We start from the raw sequence: 16,473 nt of genomic DNA, 5'->3' as shown, positions 1-16,473 counted from the left end.
CCCGGCTTCCGGCCGGCAAAGCCGCTCAACCGAGATCGACGCCGCCCGGAGCCGCTGGCGCGCATCTTGCCCGGCCGGCACCCGATGGTAAGACGGGTCATGCGGTCAATTCTGACCAGGCCGCCTTTCGGCAATCCCTCCTCCGCCAGCATCGCCCTCCTCGTCGCGATCACGATGACGGGTACGCTTGCGATGCACATCTTCGTGCCGGCGCTGCCGCGGGCCGGCGCGGATCTGGGCGCCTCGCCCGGCGCGATGCAGCTCACCGTCACGCTCTACCTCGTCGGGCTCGCGGCGGGTCAGCTCGTCTACGGCCCGATCTCGGACCGGTTCGGGCGCCGCCCGGTGATCATCGCAAGCCTCCTGATCTACCTCGGAGGATTCCTCCTCGCGATTCCGGCGGCGTCGATCGGCGGGCTGATCGTCGCGCGCGTGCTGCAGTCGCTCGGGGGCTGCGGCTCGCTCGTCATCGGGCGGGCCATGGTCCGCGACGTGTCGTCCGGCCAGGACGCCGCACGCCAGCTCGCGCTGCTGACCATGGCCATGTCGATGACGCCGGCGCTCGCGCCGGCGATCGGGGGCGTGATCGACGGGACATTCGGCTGGCGCGCGATCTTCGTGGCGCTCGCCGGGCTCGTCGCCGTGCTGCTGCTGCTCGTGCTCCTGACGCTGCCGGAGACCAACCGCCGCCCGGTCGCGCTGCCGGGCGTCCGGGCCATCTTCGGCGCCTATGCCCGGCTCGCCCGCTCGGTGAAGTTCCGCCGCTACACGGTCGCGGCCTCCTGCGGAGGGACGAGCCTCTACGCCTTCCTGGCGGTCGCGCCGTTCCTCATCGGCGAGATGCTCGGCCGCTCCTCGCAGGAGGTCGGACTGTGGTGCCTTTTCGTCACGGTCGGCATGGCGGTCGGCTCCGCACTCGTGCGGACCGTCGCCGGGCGGCACGAGGTGCGCGTGGCCGCCCAGCGCGGCAACCTGATCTGCCTCGGGGCCGCGATCGTGCTGGTCGGCCTCGTCCTCGCCGCGCCCTTCACGATCTGGACGCTGGTCCTGCCGCTCTTCGCCTATGCGATCGGGGTCGGCATCATGGGCCCCAACGCGGTCGCCGGCCTGATGAACGTCGATCCCGACGCGGCGGGCTCGGCCTCGAGCCTCTACGGCTTCATCGCGATGGGCTTCGGCGCCCTCTACACGATCCCGGTCGCGGTGTTCCACGGCGCGGGCGCGCTGCCGATGGCGCTGACGCTGCTCTTCGCCGCGAGCCTCGCGGCCTTCGCGCTGCACCGCGTCTGATCAGTCCCCGAACAGCCGGCCGAAGAACTCGCCCAGCGGATCGGGCTGTGCGTTCGCCGTCCGGCCCCGCGCGCCCGACGCCGAGGCGACGCGCGCGGCGCCCAGATTCGGCGGCGGAACGGGCTGCGTGCCCTGCAGCGCCGCCTTCATGAAGCGGCTCCAGACCTCGACCGGCAGGTTGCCGCCGGACACCTTCTTGGTCGGCGTGCCGTCGTCGTTGCCGAGCCAGACGCCCGCGACCAGGTTGCCCGTGTAGCCGATGAACCACGCGTCCCGGAAATCCTGGCTGGTGCCGGTCTTGCCCGCCGCCTCGAAACCCGGGATCTCGGCCCTGCGGGCCGTGCCTGTGAGCAGCGTCTCCCTCATCATGCCGTTCATCGCGGCGACCGCCGCCGAATCGACCACGCGGCCGAGCCCGCCCTCCTTGCGCCGGTAGATCACCTTCCCGCCCGGCCCCGTGACCTCGGCGATGACATAGGGCACGACCCCGAACCCGCCATTGGCGAAGGCCGCATAGGCGCCGACGAGCTCGATGGGCGAGACTTCCGAGGTGCCGAGCGCGATGGAGGCGTTCGGCTGCAGGGGCGAGGCGATGCCGAGCCGGCGCGCCACCTGCACCACCCGCTTCGGCCCGACCTCGAGCCCGAGCCGCACCGCGACGGTGTTGAGCGAGAGCGCCAGCGCGTCGCGCAGCGTCACCGGCCCGCGATAGTCGCGCGAATAGTTCTCCGGGCTCCAGCCCCGGACGGAGATCGGGCCGTCCTCCCGCACCGTGTCCGGCCCGAGCCCCGCCTCCAGAGCCGCGAGATACACGAAGGGCTTGAAGGCGGAGCCCGGCTGGCGCCGGGCGCTCGTGGCGCGGTTGAACTGGCTCTCCGCGTAGTTCCGGCCGCCGACGAGCGCGCGCAGCGCCCCGTCCGGCCGCATCGCTACGAAGGCGCCCTGCCCCACCCCGAACTTCGTCCCCTTCTGCGCGAGCTCCTCCGTGAGCGCCCGCTCGGCCGCGGCCTGAAGGCCCGGATCGATCGTGGTCTTCACCGAGATGTCCGTCTCGACCGTGCCGACGAAATCGTCCAGCACGTCCATGACGAGGTCGGCCGCGTAGTTCGCCGAGCCCGCGCCGGCGCGGCGGCGCGGCTCCGCCGGCTCCAGCAGCGCCGCCTTGTGCTGCTCCGGCCGGATGTAGCCCTCGTCCGCCATCGCGGCGAGGACGAGCTCGGCCCGGGCGCGCGCGGCTTCCGGGTTGCGGTTCGGCGCGAGCCGCGAGGGCGCCTGCACAAGCCCGGCGAGGGTCGCGGCCTCCGCCACCGTGACCTCCCGGGCGGGCTTGCCGTAATAGCGCTGCGCGGCGGCCTCCACGCCATAGGCGCCGGCGCCGAAATAGACGCGGTTGAGGTAGAGCTCGAGGATCTGGTCCTTCGTGTAGCGGTGCTCCAGCCAGAGCGCGAGGATCGCCTCCTGGATCTTGCGCGAGGCGGTGCGCTCCTGCGTCAGGAACAGGTTCTTGGCGAGCTGCTGGGTCAGCGTCGAGCCGCCCTGGGCGACCCCGCGCGAGGTGAGGTTGCGGAAGGCCGCCCGCGCGATGCCGAGCGGGTCGATGCCGAAATGGCCGTAGAAGCGCCGGTCCTCGATCGCCACGAAGGCATTCGGCAGATAGGGCGGCAGCTCCCGGAGCGAGACCGTGCGCCCGCCCGTCTCGCCGCGATTGGCGAGGAGCGTGCCGTCCGAGGCGAGGATCGCCACGTTGGGCGGCCGCTTCGGCACGGCGAGCTGGTCGATCGGCGGCAGCTGCGTCGCATGGTAGGCCAGGATCGCCGCGACGCCGATCGCGCCCCAGATCGCGACGACCAGCGTCCAGGAGACCAGCCGGCCGACGAGCGAGCGCCGGCGCGGCCTCCTGCGGCGCCGGCCGCGTTCCTCGTCCCGACCCGGCCTCGCCATCGCTCCCCCGGCACGGTCCCCGCGCGACAGCCGCAGCCCCACATCCGTGGGCTCGGCGCCGTCGAAGACCGGCTCCCGTCTCTCCCGCCGGCGCTCCGGCCCCTGACGCATCGCGTTCCCCGCAGAGCCCGCCTTCCCGCGGGCCAAGCTCGGACGCAAAGAGCCTAAATCGGGGCGCTTTAAGGCAGCGTAAAGCGCGCCCGCCCTGGCCGGGGAGCCCGGGCCGTGCTTTGGTCCGGCGCGACCAACGCACCCGAGGATCCCGATGCGACAAGCCCGCCTCCTCTGGCCCCTCCTGGCCGGCCTCTGCCTCGCGCCGCCCGCGGCCGCGCAGCAGCCGCCCGGGCCCGAGAGCGAGCAGACCGTCCTGACGCGCTCCGTGCTCGAGGCCCTGCGCCAGAACACGGCCGCGCTGCAGCGGAACAGCCAGGCCCTGGAGACCTTCTCCAACCGCCTGGAGCGGCTGGAGGCCGCGACCCGCACCGTGCCGCCCGCCATGGAGGGCCTGCGCACGGACATCATCGCGATCCGGGCCGGGCTCGAGCGCCTCGTCGCGGCGACCAGCGGCCGGCGCCCGGCCGCGACGCTGCGCTTCGCGCCCTTCGCCTGCGGCAACGAGGCCGAGGCGAGCTGCGCCGTCAACGCCTGCAGGTCGGTCGGCTACGGCAACGGCGTCGCGGTCGCGGTCAACCGGACGGGAACGGGCGCGAATGTGCGCCCGACCAGCATCGCCGAGGCGACCTGCTGGGAGTGAGCGCCCACGCGCCGTCCTTCCCCGGCGCGGGGTCGGTCAGGACGGGCGACTTCAAAGAGCGGGTGAATTGGTCGAGGGGCGTGGGACGCCGAAACGCTCGATCAATTTTTTATAGAGGAGCCTTGCGGCGTCCCCGCGATGCCCGCCCGCCTGTCATCCTCGGGCTTGACCCGAGGATCCAGACGACAAGCACCGCGTCCGGGTTTCCCCGGCACGGGCGGCGATTTTGGACCGGACCTGCCGCTCTTCCGCCCCCTCGCCCGTTGCCGGACGAGAGAACACTAGCCATGCTGCACTGGCGCCCGGGCCGTATTACCCGGAGGGCGGCGCTGGTCCGGCTCCCCGAGTGCGGGTTCGCGAAACCCGCCCGCAGGCGCCGCGTCAGCCGGCCTGGGCTCTCGCCCATTCCGGCCCATTCAAGCTCTTCCGCTCTGTTGACGCCTCGCGAGAGCGCCCCTCGGCGAAGAGGACGAAGCCGATCTAGACTATATTCCTATGATTGTCAAGCCGCCTATCATCCCCGGCGGGCGCGCAGCGCCCGGGAAGGGCTCCTTGTCATCCCCGGCGGCCCGCAGGGCCGGGAAGGGGATCCAGCACACCTCCCACCGCGGACGACGTCCCTGGATTCCCTTCCCCTCCGCAGTGCTGCCGCACTGCTCCGGCCGGGAATGACAGTGGAGCGCTCAGCCGCTCGTCCAGTTCACAAGCGTCAGCCCGTGAATGTCGCGGAAATCCGCCTCGTTGTTCGTGACGAGGGTCGAGCTTGTGGCGATCGCGTGCGCTGCGATCATGCGATCGTAGTCGCGGCCGCGCACCCAGCCGCATTGAGCGATGATCGTCCCATAAGCCTCGGCCGCGGCGGCATCGAACGGGATTACGGGGATCGCCTCGAGCAGGATCGCAAGCCGCTCCCTCCGGAGCGCGGTTACGGCCGGATCGCGGTGGAGCCCGCGCTGCAGTTCGGCGAGGCTCAGCGCAGAGAGCAGCACCTGACCGTCATGCTCGGCCAAGGCGTCGAGCACGCGCTCGGTCCCGTCCCGCGCATGGATCGCGATGTTGGTGTCGATGAGAAAGGCCATCGCATGATCCGGAAAAGTGGGAACCGGTTTTCCGGTGAGATCATGCTCAACCCACTTGTTCGCGCTCGGGCATCTCGATCGGCTCGCGCCGCTCGACATCGGGCGGCTTAGGCATACCGCGCAGCCGCGCCACTGCGTCCTTGAGGCCGGTGCGCGCCGGATAGAGCGTGATGACGTCGCCATGCCGGCTGATCGTCAGCTCCGCCGCAGCATCCTCATAGGCCAGCTCCGCCGGTATGCGGACCGCCTGGCTGTTGCCGGACTTGAACACACGCGTACGGGGCATGGGGGGCTCCTCTCAGGAGAGAGTAGGCACTGGGCGACATGTGTCAATCCGCGTATATACGTTGTCACGCGGAGGACCCGCTCGTCAAACCCGGCGTCTGCGCAGCAGGCGGAAGGGGATCCAGCCAACCTCACAGTCCGCAGCCGCCTCGGGATTCCCTTCCCCTCCGGCGGCTCCGCCGCCTCCGGCCGGGAATGACAGTGGAGAGAGCCGCGGCGCTGCAATTCGGCGCAAGGCTCTCCGGCACGACGCACCCGTCGAAGGCCAATGCGGAGGCCTTCGACGGGGTCGTCGACAAGATCACCCACGCCGCCCGCCACCTCCTCGCCTCGCTTCACACGAGCGCCCCGCCGCGGGACCGGGCCGTCGAGGCCGAGAAGGCGCGGGCGCGGTCACGGGAGCGGCTTTTCCAGACACCTAGGTGGCCCGCGAGACCTATGGACTCCGGGCTTTGTGACGACTGACTTGCTCGTTCAGCCATTGACGCGATCGACACTAACGTGATCGTTTGCTCCCGCCGTGGAGCAAACCAATTGACATCTTTGCCGTATGTGACCTCACCCGGGAACATCCAGAAGGCGCTTCTTGGCATCAAGGCCGCAGCTGTTCCCGAGCGCGTCAGCCAGGACTTCGTGAAAACTATCCTGAAAATCCCGGGCGGCTCCGGGGATCAAATGACAGCGTTCCTCAAAAAGCTCGGCTTTGCCAACAGCGACGGAACACCCTCTGAGGCCTACCGCAAATTCCGAAATCCGGCATCTTCCGGATCAGCAGTTGCAGCCGCGATACGCCGAGCGTATGCACCGCTGTACGTACGAAACGAGTACATGCATGAGCTGAACGACTCCGAACTTCTTGGGCTCGTGGTTGAGGAAACCGGAGAAGCGCATGACTCCAATCCCGTGAAGCTGACGGTGAGCTGCATCAAGCACCTGAAGAATTTCGCGGATTTCAACATGCCTACAGAGGCGCGAGCTCCCACGGTGATCCTTCCGGAGGACGATGCTCCTCAAGGAAACCAACGGCAGAGGGCTGCGCATTCTGACAGGAACTTCGAGTTCAGACTCGGCTACACGATCAACCTGAATCTGCCCGCAACGTCGGACGCCGCTGTCTTCGACGCGATCTTCAAGAGTTTGAAGACTCACCTTCTGCGAGAAGACGATGCCTAAGCGACCAGACGGTTTTGTCCGAGCCTTCGGAATGTCAGGCCTTCAGATCGCGTCTAGCATGTCGCACATTGAGCGAACGTTCAGCATCGATCTAGCTTTTCAGGTAGATAATCGGCGAGGAAGAAAGTCGTCGGATTACGATCAGTTCGAAGCGGCGCTTCGATCTGAAGCGGCTCGGATGTCAGAATTCTACGAAGTCTTCTACTGCTTAGAAAATTCTATCCGCAAACTCGTTGCTGACATTCTGATCGACGCGGAGGGCGCAGACTGGTGGGAAAGCAAGAGGGTCGACGAGGACCGAATCCGAAAGCCTGCCACGCAACGGAGAAAAAGGGAGGTAGATAGCGGGATCACCACACGTTCTGACCGATTGATCGACTACACCACATTTGGCGAGCTGTCGCAGCTGATCACCGATAACTGGGACCTCTTTGATCCGGTGTTTCAATCTAAGAGCGCGGTCAGCAACGTTTCGAATCAGCTCAATCTGCTTCGCGGGCCGATTGCCCATTGCAATCCGACAGGAGAGCTAGAGCAGGAGCGTCTCAATCTTGCGGTACGGAGCTGGTTTACGATTATGTCGTGATTTCAGCCTCTAAGCTCCAGAACAACCTCGAAGAAGAGGTAAGTGCCACAACCTCCCGCCCCGCAAGAGGGCGGCCCCTGCGACGCTGTCCTAAACTTTCGGATTGATGGTTCGAACATCAGCGCAGAGTTTGTGGCAAACCTATTGCTCCGGACTTCGAGGGCATATCGGGCCTTCGCGCGCCGGCAATTCAGCCGTGAGACCGATAGTCACTTAGACTAGTAGTTCGCGGCATAATAGCCGGCTTTTGGAAGGTGATCTTATCCCAATCCGGCGCGTCGGCCGGAGAGGGAACAGCCCCCTCACCCGGTCGCCTGCTGCCGCAGGCGACGCGGCCCCTCGGGTAGGGCCCGAGGGCAGGCTCTTCCCGCAAGGGGAGAGAGGCGGGGCGCTGAGCAGCGGGCCGAGGTGGCCGGGACAAGCCCGGCCATGACCTTCGCGACTATTGCCGCTCGTCACTCCGCCGCGTCGACGTAGAGCTTGCCGCCGGTCGCCAAAAACTCCGCGCTCTTCGCGGCCATGCCGGCGCGGGCGGCTTCGGCGCTCGCCACCTCCAGGGCGCGGCGCTCGTTGTCCCCCATCGCCTGCACCTCCGCCCGAAGATCCTGCGTGATCTTCATCGAGCAGAATTTCGGGCCGCACATGGAGCAGAAATGGGCGACCTTGTGCGCGTCCTTGGGCAGCGTCTCGTCGTGGAAGGCGCGCGCCGTGTCCGGGTCGAGCGAGAGGTTGAACTGGTCCTCCCAGCGGAAGTCGAAGCGGGCGCGGGAGAGGGCGTCGTCGCGCAGGAGCGCGGCCGGGTGGCCCTTGGCGAGGTCCGCCGCATGCGCGGCGATCTTGTAGGTGATGACGCCCGTCTTGACGTCGTCGCGGTTCGGCAGGCCGAGATGCTCCTTCGGCGTGACGTAGCAGAGCATCGCCGTGCCGTACCAGCCGATCTGCGCCGCCCCGATCGCCGAGGTGATGTGGTCGTAGCCCGGCGCGATGTCGGTGGTGAGCGGGCCGAGCGTGTAGAACGGCGCCTCGCCGCATTCGCGCAGCTGCTTCTCCATGTTGACCTTGATCTTGTGCATCGGGACGTGGCCCGGACCCTCGATCATCACCTGGCAGCCTTTTTCCCAGGCGATCTTGGTCAGCTCGCCCAGCGTCTCGAGCTCGGCGAACTGGGCGCGGTCGTTCGCGTCGGCGCGCGAGCCGGGGCGCAGGCCGTCGCCGAGCGAGAACGAGACGTCGTAGGCCCGCATGATGTCGCAGATCTCGTCGAAGCGCTCGTAGAGGAAGCTCTCCCGGTGCCCGGCGAGGCACCAGCGCGCCATGATCGAGCCGCCGCGACTGACGATGCCGGTGACGCGGTTCGCGGTGAGCGGCACGTGCGCGAGGCGCACGCCCGCATGGATGGTGAAATAGTCGACGCCCTGCTCGGCCTGCTCGATCAAGGTGTCCTTGAACACCTCCCAGTCGAGCTTGAGCGGATCGCCGTCCACCTTCTCCAGCGCCTGGTAGATCGGCACGGTGCCGATCGGCACGGGCGAGTTGCGCAGGATCCAGCCGCGGATGTTGTGGATGTTGCGGCCCGTCGAGAGGTCCATGACGGTGTCGGCGCCCCAGCGGGTCGCCCAGACCATCTTCTCCACCTCCTCGGCCACGCCGGAGGTCACCGCGGAATTGCCGATATTGGCGTTGATCTTGACCAGGAAGTTGCGGCCGATCGCCATCGGCTCGAGCTCGGGATGGTTGATGTTGGCCGGGATGATGGCCCGCCCGCGCGCGACCTCGCTGCGCACGAATTCCGGCGTGACGAAATCCGGGATCGCGGCGCCGAACGATTCGCCATCCGCGATGGTCTCGGCGGCGTTCGCGAGCGCCTCCTCGCGGGCGAGGTTCTCGCGGTGCGCGACATAGATCATCTCGTCCGTGATGATGCCGGCCTTCGCGAATTCGTATTGCGTGACCATCTGGCCGGGCTTTCCGCGCAGGACCGTGCGTCGGGCGGGGCATTCGGGCACGAGCTTGTCGGGAGCGACATTGCCGTTGTCCTCCGGCTTCACCGCCCTCCCCGGCACGGCCTCGAAGCCGCGCGCGTCGATCCAGGCGCGGCGGGTCTGCCTCAGCCCGGCCGCGAGGTCGATCCCGGCATCCGTCTCCGTATAGGGGCCGGAGGCGTCGTAGACGCGGACCGGCGGCTCGTTCGGGTCGGTCAGCGCGATCTCGCGGAACGGCACGCGGATGTCGGGCCGGCCCTTGGGCGACGCATAGACCTTGCGCGAGCCCTGGATCGGCCCGGTGGTCACGGTCTCGGGCGTGCCGACCGGGAGCTTTGCGGATTTCGGATCGATGTGAACCGTCATTGTTTCCTCCTCGGCCGGCACAATTGCCAGCCTCTCGGCCTGACGGAGGAAGGAGATGGAGGGCGCTTCGGGGGAGTACTGACGCGCGCCGGTTCCAGTCCCTTCGCCGGCATGACCCGGATCAGGTTCAAGGGTCACGGGAAACGCCCGTATCTCAGCCCCCCCTGCGGGGACCCCCCTCGGAACGGCTCGACTGTCGGCCCGGCCGCAGCGCTTGTCAAATGCTGTCACGCGCGGCGCGAGCGGCCGAACTCGCCCGCGCCGGGCGCGCGGTCGATCCTGTCGACCGGAGAATCTCCGTTCGGGCTGTTGCAAAGCCGCGCCGGGCGATGTAGCGGTTTTCGCAATACAGAACGGATGTTCTGCTGTTCAGAACAACACTGGCGGGAGGAAGGAATGTCGCCTGGCGAGACGCGGCCGGAGCCGAGCGAAGCGGACATCCTCGAGCGGTTGCTGGACGTGCCGGAGCTCTCCCGCGCGGCCATGCGCGAGACGCCCATGCGGCGTTTCGTCGACGTGGAATGCCTCGTCGGCACGTTCCGGGCCGGAGTGCATCTGTCCATCCGCTCCGGCGAGGTCGTTGCGGCCGAGCCCGGCCCGATCCTGATGCGCTCCTGGCGCTTCGCCTATCGGGCCACCCCGGAAGCCTGGCAGGAGCATTGGCGGAGCGTGCCGCGCGCGGGCTTCCACGACCTTCTCGCGATGACGAAGCGCCGCGTCGCGACCCTCGAAGGAGACCTGCACCCCTTCCTGGCCAACCTGCAGTTCTTCAAGGACCTGCTCGCGCTGCCGCGTGCCGAGCGCCCGGGAGGCGCGGCATGAGCCCGGATTTCGAGCCGATCCTCGGGCGGTATCTCCGCTGCGAGATCGAGGGCGTTCCGCACCGCGTCTATGTCGAGGAGGCCGGGCGGGGCATCCCCCTCGTCTGCCTCCACACGGCGGGCTCCGACGGGCGGCAGTGGCGGCATCTCCTCAACGATGAGGAGGTGACGCGCGATTTCCGCGTCATCGCGTTCGACCTGCCCTTTCACGGCAAGTCCAATCCTCCCGAGACCTGGCGAGGCGAGGAGTACCGGCTCACGACGCGGTCCTACACCGAGGCGATCCGCGCCGTGTGCCGCGCCCTTTTCCTCGACCGTCCGGTCGTGATGGGCTGCTCGATCGGCGGCCGTATCGTGCTCAATCTCGCGATCGAGCATGCGCGCGAATTCCGCGCCCTGATCGGGCTCGAAGCCGCTGATTTTCAGCAGCCGTGGTACGACACCTCCTGGCTCCATCGCCCCGACGTGCATGGCGGCGAGGTCTGCGCGGCGCTCGTCTCCGGCCTGATCGCGCCGGGCGGCCCCGAGGCCCGGCGTCGCGAAACGCTCTGGCACTACATGCAGGGCGGGCCCGGCGTCTTCAAAGGCGACCTGTATTTCTATCGCGTCGACGGGGACCTGCGGCCGCGCACCGGCGAGATCGATACCTCCGCCTGCCCGCTCTTCCTGCTCACCGGCGAATACGACTTCTCCTGCTCGCCCGAGGACACGATCCGCACGGCCAAAAGCATCCCCGGCGCGGACGTGCAGGTGATGGAGCGGCTCGGTCATTTTCCGATGTCGGAAAATCCCGAGCAGTTCCGAAGCTACATCATGCCGGTCCTGGAGAAGATCAAGACCGTATAACCAGAGGGAGAGAACGATGAGGCTCAAGCTTTTGGGGGCGGTGCTCGCCTCGACAATCCTCGCCGGCGCGAGCGCGGCCGATGCCGCGGGCGACGTCATCCGGATCGGCGTCCTGAACGATCAGTCCGGCGTCTTCGCCGACAACGGCGGCGTCGGATCGGTGGTGGCCGCTCGCCTGGCCGCGGAGGATTTCGGCAACACGATCCTCGGCAAGCGGATCGAGATCATCGCGGCCGATCACCAGAACAAGCCGGACGTCGCCTCCACGGTCGCCCGCGAGTGGATCGACCAGCAGGGCGTCGATCTCATCGCCGACGGCGCCGCGTCCTCGGCGGGATTTGCGATACTCGGCGTCGTGAACGAGAAGGGGAAGATCTTCATCGTTTCCGGGCCGGGCGCGTCCGACTTCACGGGCAAGGCCTGCTCGCCCCAGAGCTTCCATTTCAACTACGACACCTATGCGCTCTCGAAGATCACCGGCAAGGCGATCACGGAGGCGGGCGGCAAGAACTGGTATTTCGTCACGGCCGATTACGCCTTCGGGCATGCGCTGGAGCGCGACGCGGCCAAGTTCATCCAGGCCGCGGGCGGCAAGGTGGTCGGATCGGCCCGGCACCCGCTGAACACGATGGACTTCTCGTCCTTCCTCCTCCAGGCCCAGGCCTCGAAGGCCGACGTCGTCGGGCTCGCGACCTCGGGCAAGGACGTCCAGACCGCCATCAAGCAGGCAGGCGAGTTCGGCCTGGTGGAGGGCGGCCAGAAGCTTGCCGGGCTGCTCGTCTTCATCACCGACGTGCATGCGCTCGGGCTGAAGGCGGCGCACGGGCTCCAGATCACGACGTCGTTCTACTGGGACGTCACCGACGAGACGCGCGCCTGGACCAAGCGCTTCATGGCCGCCCATAACGGCCGCGTGCCCAGCATGATCCATGCGGGCGTCTATAGCGGCGTCCGCCACTATCTCGCGGCGATGAAGGCGGCCGGCACCGACGACCCCAAGGTGGTCGCGGCGAAGATGCGCGAGATGCCGGTCAGCGACATGTACAACAAGGACGTGAAGATCAGGGCCGACGGCCGCGTCCTGCACGACATGTTCCTCGTCCAGGTGAAGGACCCGGGCGAGTCCAAGTACCAGTACGATTACTACAAGATCCTGCAGAAGGTGGCCGGCGAGGAGGCGTTCCGGCCGCTGTCCGAGAGCGAATGCCCCCTGGTCAAGAAGTGACGGCTTCCCCGATGGATCCTGTTCCGTTCCTGGTCGCGGGCGAGCGCGTCCGCGGCGACGCGGGAACCTTCGCGTCGGTCAATCCCGCAACCGGCGCGCTCAACTACGAGGTGAGCGCCGCCGGGCCCCGGGACGTCGAGCGCTGCGTGGCCGCCGCGCAGGAGGCTGCCCGCGCCCCCGCCTGGAGGCGGATGCGCCCGCACGAGCGGGCGCGCATCCTCGCCGGGATCGCCGACGGGATGACGCGTCGGGCCGAGCGCCTGGCCGAGATCCAGATGCGCGAGAACGGGAAGGTGATGGCCGAGTGCCGGGCCCAGGTCGCGAGCGCGGCGGCGACGTTCCGGTACTATGCGGGCGTCTGCGAGACGCTCGGCTCGGACGTGACCCCTCCCCGCGGCGACTACTTGTCCCTGACGATGTACGAGCCGGTCGGCGTGGTGGCGGCGATCACGCCGTGGAACTCCCCGCTCACCATGGAGGCGCAGAAGGTCGCCCCCGCGCTCGCCGCGGGAAACGCCGTGATCGTGAAGCCCTCGGAGGTCACCCCGACGGCCGCGATCGAGGTCGCCGCGATCGCGCTGGAGGCCGGGCTGCCGCCGGGGCTCCTCAACGTGCTGACGGGCACCGGCCGCGACACGGGCATGCCGCTGGTCCGCCATCCGGGCGTGCGGATGATCTCCTTCACAGGCGGCACGGAGACCGGCCGCGCGATCGCGAAGCTCGCCGCCGAGCGGCTCATTCCCGTCGCGCTCGAGCTCGGCGGCAAGTCGCCCAACATCGTCTTCGGCGACGCGGATCTCGAGGCGGCGGTCGACGGCGTGATCGGGGGCATCTTCGAAGGAAGCGGGCAATCCTGCGTGGCGGGCTCCCGCCTGTTCGTGCAGCGCGAGGTCGCCGACCGGGTCCTGAGCCTCCTCAAGGAGCGGACTGCGGCGCTGCGCGTCGGGATGCCGACCGATCCCGCGAGCCAAATGGGGCCTCTCGCCTCGTTCCCGCATCGTGAGCGGGTCGAGGGCTACGTCGCCTCGGCGATCGGCGAGGGAGGCGAGATCCTGGTGGGCGGCCGCCGCCCGAACGGCGGCGCCCTCGATGGCGGGGCCTATTACCTGCCGACCGTCATCACGGGCCTGTCCAACTCGGCCCGGGCCTGCCGCGAGGAGATCTTCGGTCCCGTGCTGTGCGTTCTGCCCTTCGACGACGAGGACGACCTGATCGAACAGGCGAACGACAGCGCCTACGGGCTCGCCTGCGGGATCTGGACGGCCGATTACCGGCGTGCGCTGCGGGTGGCCGGCGCGGTCGAGGCCGGGACCGTGTGGGTCAATACCTACAAGCAGCTCAGCATCTCCACGCCGTTCGGCGGGTTCAAGGACAGCGGCATCGGCCGCGAGAAGGGAATTTCCGGCATGCGCCTCTACCAGCAGGCCAAGAGCATCTATCTCGGCCTGGGCGGCGGGCCCGCCGCGGCGGGCAGGCATTGAGCGCGGCCATGGCCGACCGCCCCCCAGCCAAGCTCGGATTCGTCGGCCTCGGGGTCATGGGCGAGCCGATGTGCCGGAACCTCGCCCGAAAGAGCGGACGGGAGGTGCTCGGCTTCGATCGCGCGGCCGAGCCGCTCCGGCGCCTGCACGAGCACGGCGTCGAGCCGGCACCGGGCATCGCCGCCCTCGCGCAGGATTGCGGGGTGATTTTCATGGCACTGCCGAGCGGCCGCCACGTGCAGGCGGTCTGCGAAGGACCGGACGGCCTGCTCGCGGCGATACGGCCGGGCACGCTCGTGGTGGATCTCGGCACGTCGCCGGTCGACCTGACCCGGGATCTTGCGGACCACTTTCGGGAGCGCGGCGCCCGCTACGCAGACGCGCCGATTGCGCGGACGCGGCAGGCCGCCGAGGACGGGACGCTCAGCATCATGGTCGGGGCGGAGCCCGCCGACTTCGCCGAACTCCATCCGCTGCTCGCCACCCTCGCGACCGACATCACGCATTGCGGGCCGGTCGGGTCCGGCCAGATCGTGAAGATCCTCAACAACATGGTGCTCGTGGAGACGGTGGTCGCGCTGTCGGAGGCCATCGCGGTCGCGCGCCGCGCGGGGCTCGACGGACAGGTCCTGTTCGAGACCCTGCAGAAGGGATCGGCGGACAGTTTCGCGCTCCGGAACCACGGCATGAAGGCGATCCTGCCGGGCCGTTTCCCGGAAAGGGCGTTCTCGACCGACTACGCCCGCAAGGACCTGTCCTATGCGCTCAGCCTGGGCAGCGATCTCGGCCTGGACCTGCGCGGTGCGAGGACGGCCGACGATCTCTTGCGGCAGGCGTCCGAGGCCGGGTACGGCGACCTGTATTGGCCCGTGGTCAGTCGGATCCTGGACCCGAAGCCGAACGAGGGCGGGCCCGGAGCTTGACGTGACCGAGAAGCTGCAGCCCGGCGGCCCTCCGGACGGCGTGGCGGCCGTCGATCGGGCCTTCGCGATCCTCGGAGCGCTCGCCGACGATCCGGAGCCGAGCACCCTCGCCGAGCTCGCGCGCCGGACCGGGTTCTACAAGTCGACGATCCTGCGGCTCCTCTCGTCCGTCGAGGCCGCCGGCTACGTCACGCGCCTGCGCGACGGCCGCTACGGCTTGGGGCCGTCCGCCTTCCGCCTCGGTCTCGCCTACGAGCGCCAGAACCCGCTGCGGCTCCATGTGGTGCCGGTGTTGAGCGATCTCGTGGAGCGTGGAACGGAGAGCGCCTCGTTCCACGTTCTCCACGGGCCCGGCACCCGATTGTGCCTGTTCCGCGTGAATTCCCGGCATTCGACGCTCGACCGGGTCGAGGCCGGCGACATCCTGCCTCTCGGCCGCGGTGCCGCGGGACGCGTGCTCGTCGCCTTCTCGCCGGACAGCGGCCCGGAGCAGGAGCCTCTGCGCCGCGCCGGCTACGCGCTCTCGCGCGGGGAGCGCGATCCCAGCTGCGCCGGACTTGCCGCCCCGGTCTTCGGCCCGGGCGGCGATCTCGCCGGCGCATTGTCCCTCTCCGGACCGGGAGAGCGGTTCACGGACGAGGCCGTGGCCGCGATGCGCGGTCTCCTGCTGGAAGCCGCCGAGAATCTCAGCCGCTCCCTCGGCGCCGACAGGCCGCCGCGAGCCCGCGCGGCCCGATGAGCGGCGGACCAGGACATCACAGGATGCCGGCGGCGTGACGGATCGGCCCTACGACGTGCTTGTGATCGGGGGCGGGAATGCGGCGCTGTGCGCGGCGATCTCGGCGCGTCGGGAGGGGGCGCGCGTTCTGGTGCTGGAGGCGGCGGACGCGTTCTGGCGCGGCGGCAACACGCGCCACACGCGCAACATGCGCTGCGCGCATGATGCCGCGACCGAGATCCTGACCGGGCCCTACACGGAGGAGGAGTTCTTCGACGACCTGCTGCGCGTCACGGGCGGGCAGACGGACGAGGAGCTCGCCCGCCACATGATCCGGGAATCCAAGGAGATGCTGACCTGGATCGAGGCCCAGGGCGTGCGCTGGCAGCCCTCGCTCGGCGGCACGCTCTCGCTCGGCCGGACCAACTCCTTCTTCCTCGGCGGCGGGCGCGCGATGCTGAACGCGCTCTACGCCACGGCCGGGCGGCTCGGGGTCGAGATCCGCTACCTGTCCGAGGTCACCGACCTCGCCATCGAGGACGGCATGTTCCTCTCGGCCACGATCGGCGGGACGGAGCGGGTTTCCGCGCGCGCGCTGGTGGCGGCGGCGGGCGGCTTCGAATCCAACATCGCGTGGCTGAAGCGCTACTGGGGCGATGCGGCCGACAACTTCCTCATCCGCGGCACGCGCAACAACAAGGGCACCATCCTGCGCCTCCTCCTCGACAACGGGGTGCAGGAGGTCGGCGATCCGACCCAGTGCCACGCCGTCGCCATCGACGCCCGGGCGCCGAAATACGACGGCGGCATCATCACCCGGCTCGACTGCGTGGTCTTCGGCATCGTCGTGAACAAGCATGCGCAGCGCTTCTACGACGAGGGCGAGGACATCTGGCCGAAGCGCTACGCCATCTGGGGCCGGCTCGTCGCCGCCCAGCCGGACCAGATCGCCTACATCGTCTTCGACGCCTCCTCGCTCGAGCTCTTCATGCCCTCGCTCTTC

16 protein-coding genes and 1 riboswitch are annotated in these 16,473 nt (G+C 68.8%); of the genes, 12 read left to right on the top strand and 4 right to left on the bottom strand.

What is annotated here, in order from left to right:
* Positions 1–99: 99 nt before the first annotated feature.
* The gene (locus tag HJG44_RS21385; RefSeq protein ID WP_171220440.1) at positions 100–1,290 is read left to right on the top strand and encodes a multidrug effflux MFS transporter; all 1,191 of its coding nucleotides are present in this window, start codon (positions 100–102) and stop codon (positions 1,288–1,290) included.
* Here HJG44_RS21385 and HJG44_RS21380 read toward each other — a convergent pair whose 3' ends face one another.
* Positions 1,291–3,342: a transglycosylase domain-containing protein gene (locus HJG44_RS21380; protein WP_171220439.1), complete on the bottom strand. Its 2,052-nt coding sequence runs from the start codon at positions 3,340–3,342 to the stop codon at positions 1,291–1,293. It abuts the gene before it with no gap.
* A gap of 154 nt (positions 3,343–3,496) precedes the next feature.
* Here HJG44_RS21380 and HJG44_RS21375 point away from each other — a divergent pair, with 154 nt between their 5' ends.
* On the top strand, positions 3,497–3,985 hold the full coding sequence (locus HJG44_RS21375) for a hypothetical protein (RefSeq protein ID WP_171220438.1): 489 nt from the start codon (positions 3,497–3,499) through the stop codon (positions 3,983–3,985).
* Between the two features lie 683 nt (positions 3,986–4,668).
* On the opposite strand, the gene HJG44_RS21370 is transcribed toward HJG44_RS21375, so the two are convergent.
* On the bottom strand, positions 4,669–5,064 hold the full coding sequence (locus HJG44_RS21370; protein WP_171220437.1) for a PIN domain-containing protein: 396 nt from the start codon (positions 5,062–5,064) through the stop codon (positions 4,669–4,671).
* A gap of 46 nt (positions 5,065–5,110) precedes the next feature.
* Entirely contained in the window at positions 5,111–5,350 is a 240-nt protein-coding gene (locus tag HJG44_RS21365) for an antitoxin (protein WP_171220436.1), read from the bottom strand.
* 38 nt (positions 5,351–5,388) lie between these two features.
* Here HJG44_RS21365 and HJG44_RS24100 point away from each other — a divergent pair, with 38 nt between their 5' ends.
* From HJG44_RS24100 to HJG44_RS21350, 3 genes are all read left to right on the top strand, one after another.
* The gene (locus HJG44_RS24100; RefSeq protein ID WP_171220435.1) at positions 5,389–5,814 is read left to right on the top strand and encodes a DUF2277 domain-containing protein; all 426 of its coding nucleotides are present in this window, start codon (positions 5,389–5,391) and stop codon (positions 5,812–5,814) included.
* A gap of 69 nt (positions 5,815–5,883) precedes the next feature.
* Positions 5,884–6,522: a DUF5343 domain-containing protein gene (locus tag HJG44_RS21355; protein WP_171220434.1), complete on the top strand. Its 639-nt coding sequence runs from the start codon at positions 5,884–5,886 to the stop codon at positions 6,520–6,522.
* Between the two features lie 58 nt (positions 6,523–6,580).
* A complete protein-coding gene (locus HJG44_RS21350) occupies positions 6,581–7,108 on the top strand; it encodes a Swt1 family HEPN domain-containing protein (RefSeq protein ID WP_171220433.1) in 528 nt (175 codons plus the stop codon).
* 455 nt (positions 7,109–7,563) lie between these two features.
* Here the strand turns inward: HJG44_RS21350 and thiC are convergent, their stop codons facing one another.
* Positions 7,564–9,456: a phosphomethylpyrimidine synthase ThiC gene (gene thiC, locus HJG44_RS21345; protein ID WP_171220432.1), complete on the bottom strand. Its 1,893-nt coding sequence runs from the start codon at positions 9,454–9,456 to the stop codon at positions 7,564–7,566.
* A gap of 80 nt (positions 9,457–9,536) precedes the next feature.
* Positions 9,537–9,646, bottom strand: a riboswitch (TPP riboswitch).
* A 206-nt stretch (positions 9,647–9,852) separates the two neighbouring features.
* Here thiC and HJG44_RS21340 point away from each other — a divergent pair.
* From HJG44_RS21340 to tcuA, 7 genes are all read left to right on the top strand, one after another.
* Positions 9,853–10,278 (top strand): hypothetical protein, encoded by a 426-nt coding sequence (locus HJG44_RS21340; protein ID WP_171220431.1) that lies wholly within the window; start codon positions 9,853–9,855, stop codon positions 10,276–10,278.
* A complete protein-coding gene (locus HJG44_RS21335) occupies positions 10,275–11,123 on the top strand; it encodes an alpha/beta fold hydrolase (RefSeq protein ID WP_171220430.1) in 849 nt (282 codons plus the stop codon). The genes HJG44_RS21340 and HJG44_RS21335 overlap by 4 nt, the downstream gene beginning before the upstream one ends.
* A 16-nt stretch (positions 11,124–11,139) precedes the next feature.
* Positions 11,140–12,348 carry an ABC transporter substrate-binding protein gene (locus HJG44_RS21330; protein WP_171220429.1) on the top strand — a complete coding sequence of 403 codons (1,209 nt, stop codon included), beginning with the start codon at positions 11,140–11,142 and terminating at the stop codon, positions 12,346–12,348.
* An 11-nt stretch (positions 12,349–12,359) separates the two neighbouring features.
* Positions 12,360–13,829, top strand: coding sequence for an aldehyde dehydrogenase (locus HJG44_RS21325; RefSeq protein WP_171220428.1), 1,470 nt, complete (start codon positions 12,360–12,362; stop codon positions 13,827–13,829).
* A gap of 8 nt (positions 13,830–13,837) precedes the next feature.
* Positions 13,838–14,752, top strand: a complete 915-nt coding sequence (locus HJG44_RS21320; protein WP_171220427.1) for an NAD(P)-dependent oxidoreductase — start codon at positions 13,838–13,840, stop codon at positions 14,750–14,752.
* A gap of 1 nt (position 14,753) precedes the next feature.
* Positions 14,754–15,491, top strand: coding sequence for a helix-turn-helix domain-containing protein (locus tag HJG44_RS21315; protein ID WP_171220426.1), 738 nt, complete (start codon positions 14,754–14,756; stop codon positions 15,489–15,491).
* Between the two features lie 34 nt (positions 15,492–15,525).
* On the top strand, positions 15,526–16,473 hold a 948-nt coding region (gene tcuA / locus HJG44_RS21310), incomplete at its 3' end, for an FAD-dependent tricarballylate dehydrogenase TcuA (RefSeq protein WP_171220424.1).

This window comes from Enterovirga aerilata, from assembly GCF_013044135.1.
Classification (GTDB): Bacteria; Pseudomonadota; Alphaproteobacteria; order Rhizobiales; family Beijerinckiaceae; genus Enterovirga; species Enterovirga aerilata.
Note: the sequence above shows the minus strand (reverse complement) of the source record. Positions and strands in the feature narration are given on the sequence as shown.

Excerpts from the sequence above, each read along its gene's own strand:
- HJG44_RS21385 (WP_171220440.1), top strand. The coding sequence starts at position 100 with ATGCGGTCAATTCTGACCAGGCCGCCTTTCGGCAATCCCTCCTCCGCC.
- HJG44_RS21380 (WP_171220439.1), bottom strand. The coding sequence starts at position 3,342 with ATGCGTCAGGGGCCGGAGCGCCGGCGGGAGAGACGGGAGCCGGTCTTC.
- HJG44_RS21375 (WP_171220438.1), top strand. The coding sequence starts at position 3,497 with ATGCGACAAGCCCGCCTCCTCTGGCCCCTCCTGGCCGGCCTCTGCCTC.
- HJG44_RS21370 (WP_171220437.1), bottom strand. The coding sequence starts at position 5,064 with ATGGCCTTTCTCATCGACACCAACATCGCGATCCATGCGCGGGACGGG.
- HJG44_RS21365 (WP_171220436.1), bottom strand. The coding sequence starts at position 5,350 with ATGCCCCGTACGCGTGTGTTCAAGTCCGGCAACAGCCAGGCGGTCCGC.
- HJG44_RS24100 (WP_171220435.1), top strand. The coding sequence starts at position 5,389 with ATGTGTCAATCCGCGTATATACGTTGTCACGCGGAGGACCCGCTCGTC.
- HJG44_RS21350 (WP_171220433.1), top strand. The coding sequence starts at position 6,581 with ATGTCGCACATTGAGCGAACGTTCAGCATCGATCTAGCTTTTCAGGTA.
- thiC (WP_171220432.1), bottom strand. The coding sequence starts at position 9,456 with ATGACGGTTCACATCGATCCGAAATCCGCAAAGCTCCCGGTCGGCACG.
- HJG44_RS21340 (WP_171220431.1), top strand. The coding sequence starts at position 9,853 with ATGTCGCCTGGCGAGACGCGGCCGGAGCCGAGCGAAGCGGACATCCTC.
- HJG44_RS21335 (WP_171220430.1), top strand. The coding sequence starts at position 10,275 with ATGAGCCCGGATTTCGAGCCGATCCTCGGGCGGTATCTCCGCTGCGAG.
- HJG44_RS21330 (WP_171220429.1), top strand. The coding sequence starts at position 11,140 with ATGAGGCTCAAGCTTTTGGGGGCGGTGCTCGCCTCGACAATCCTCGCC.
- HJG44_RS21325 (WP_171220428.1), top strand. The coding sequence starts at position 12,360 with ATGGATCCTGTTCCGTTCCTGGTCGCGGGCGAGCGCGTCCGCGGCGAC.
- HJG44_RS21320 (WP_171220427.1), top strand. The coding sequence starts at position 13,838 with ATGGCCGACCGCCCCCCAGCCAAGCTCGGATTCGTCGGCCTCGGGGTC.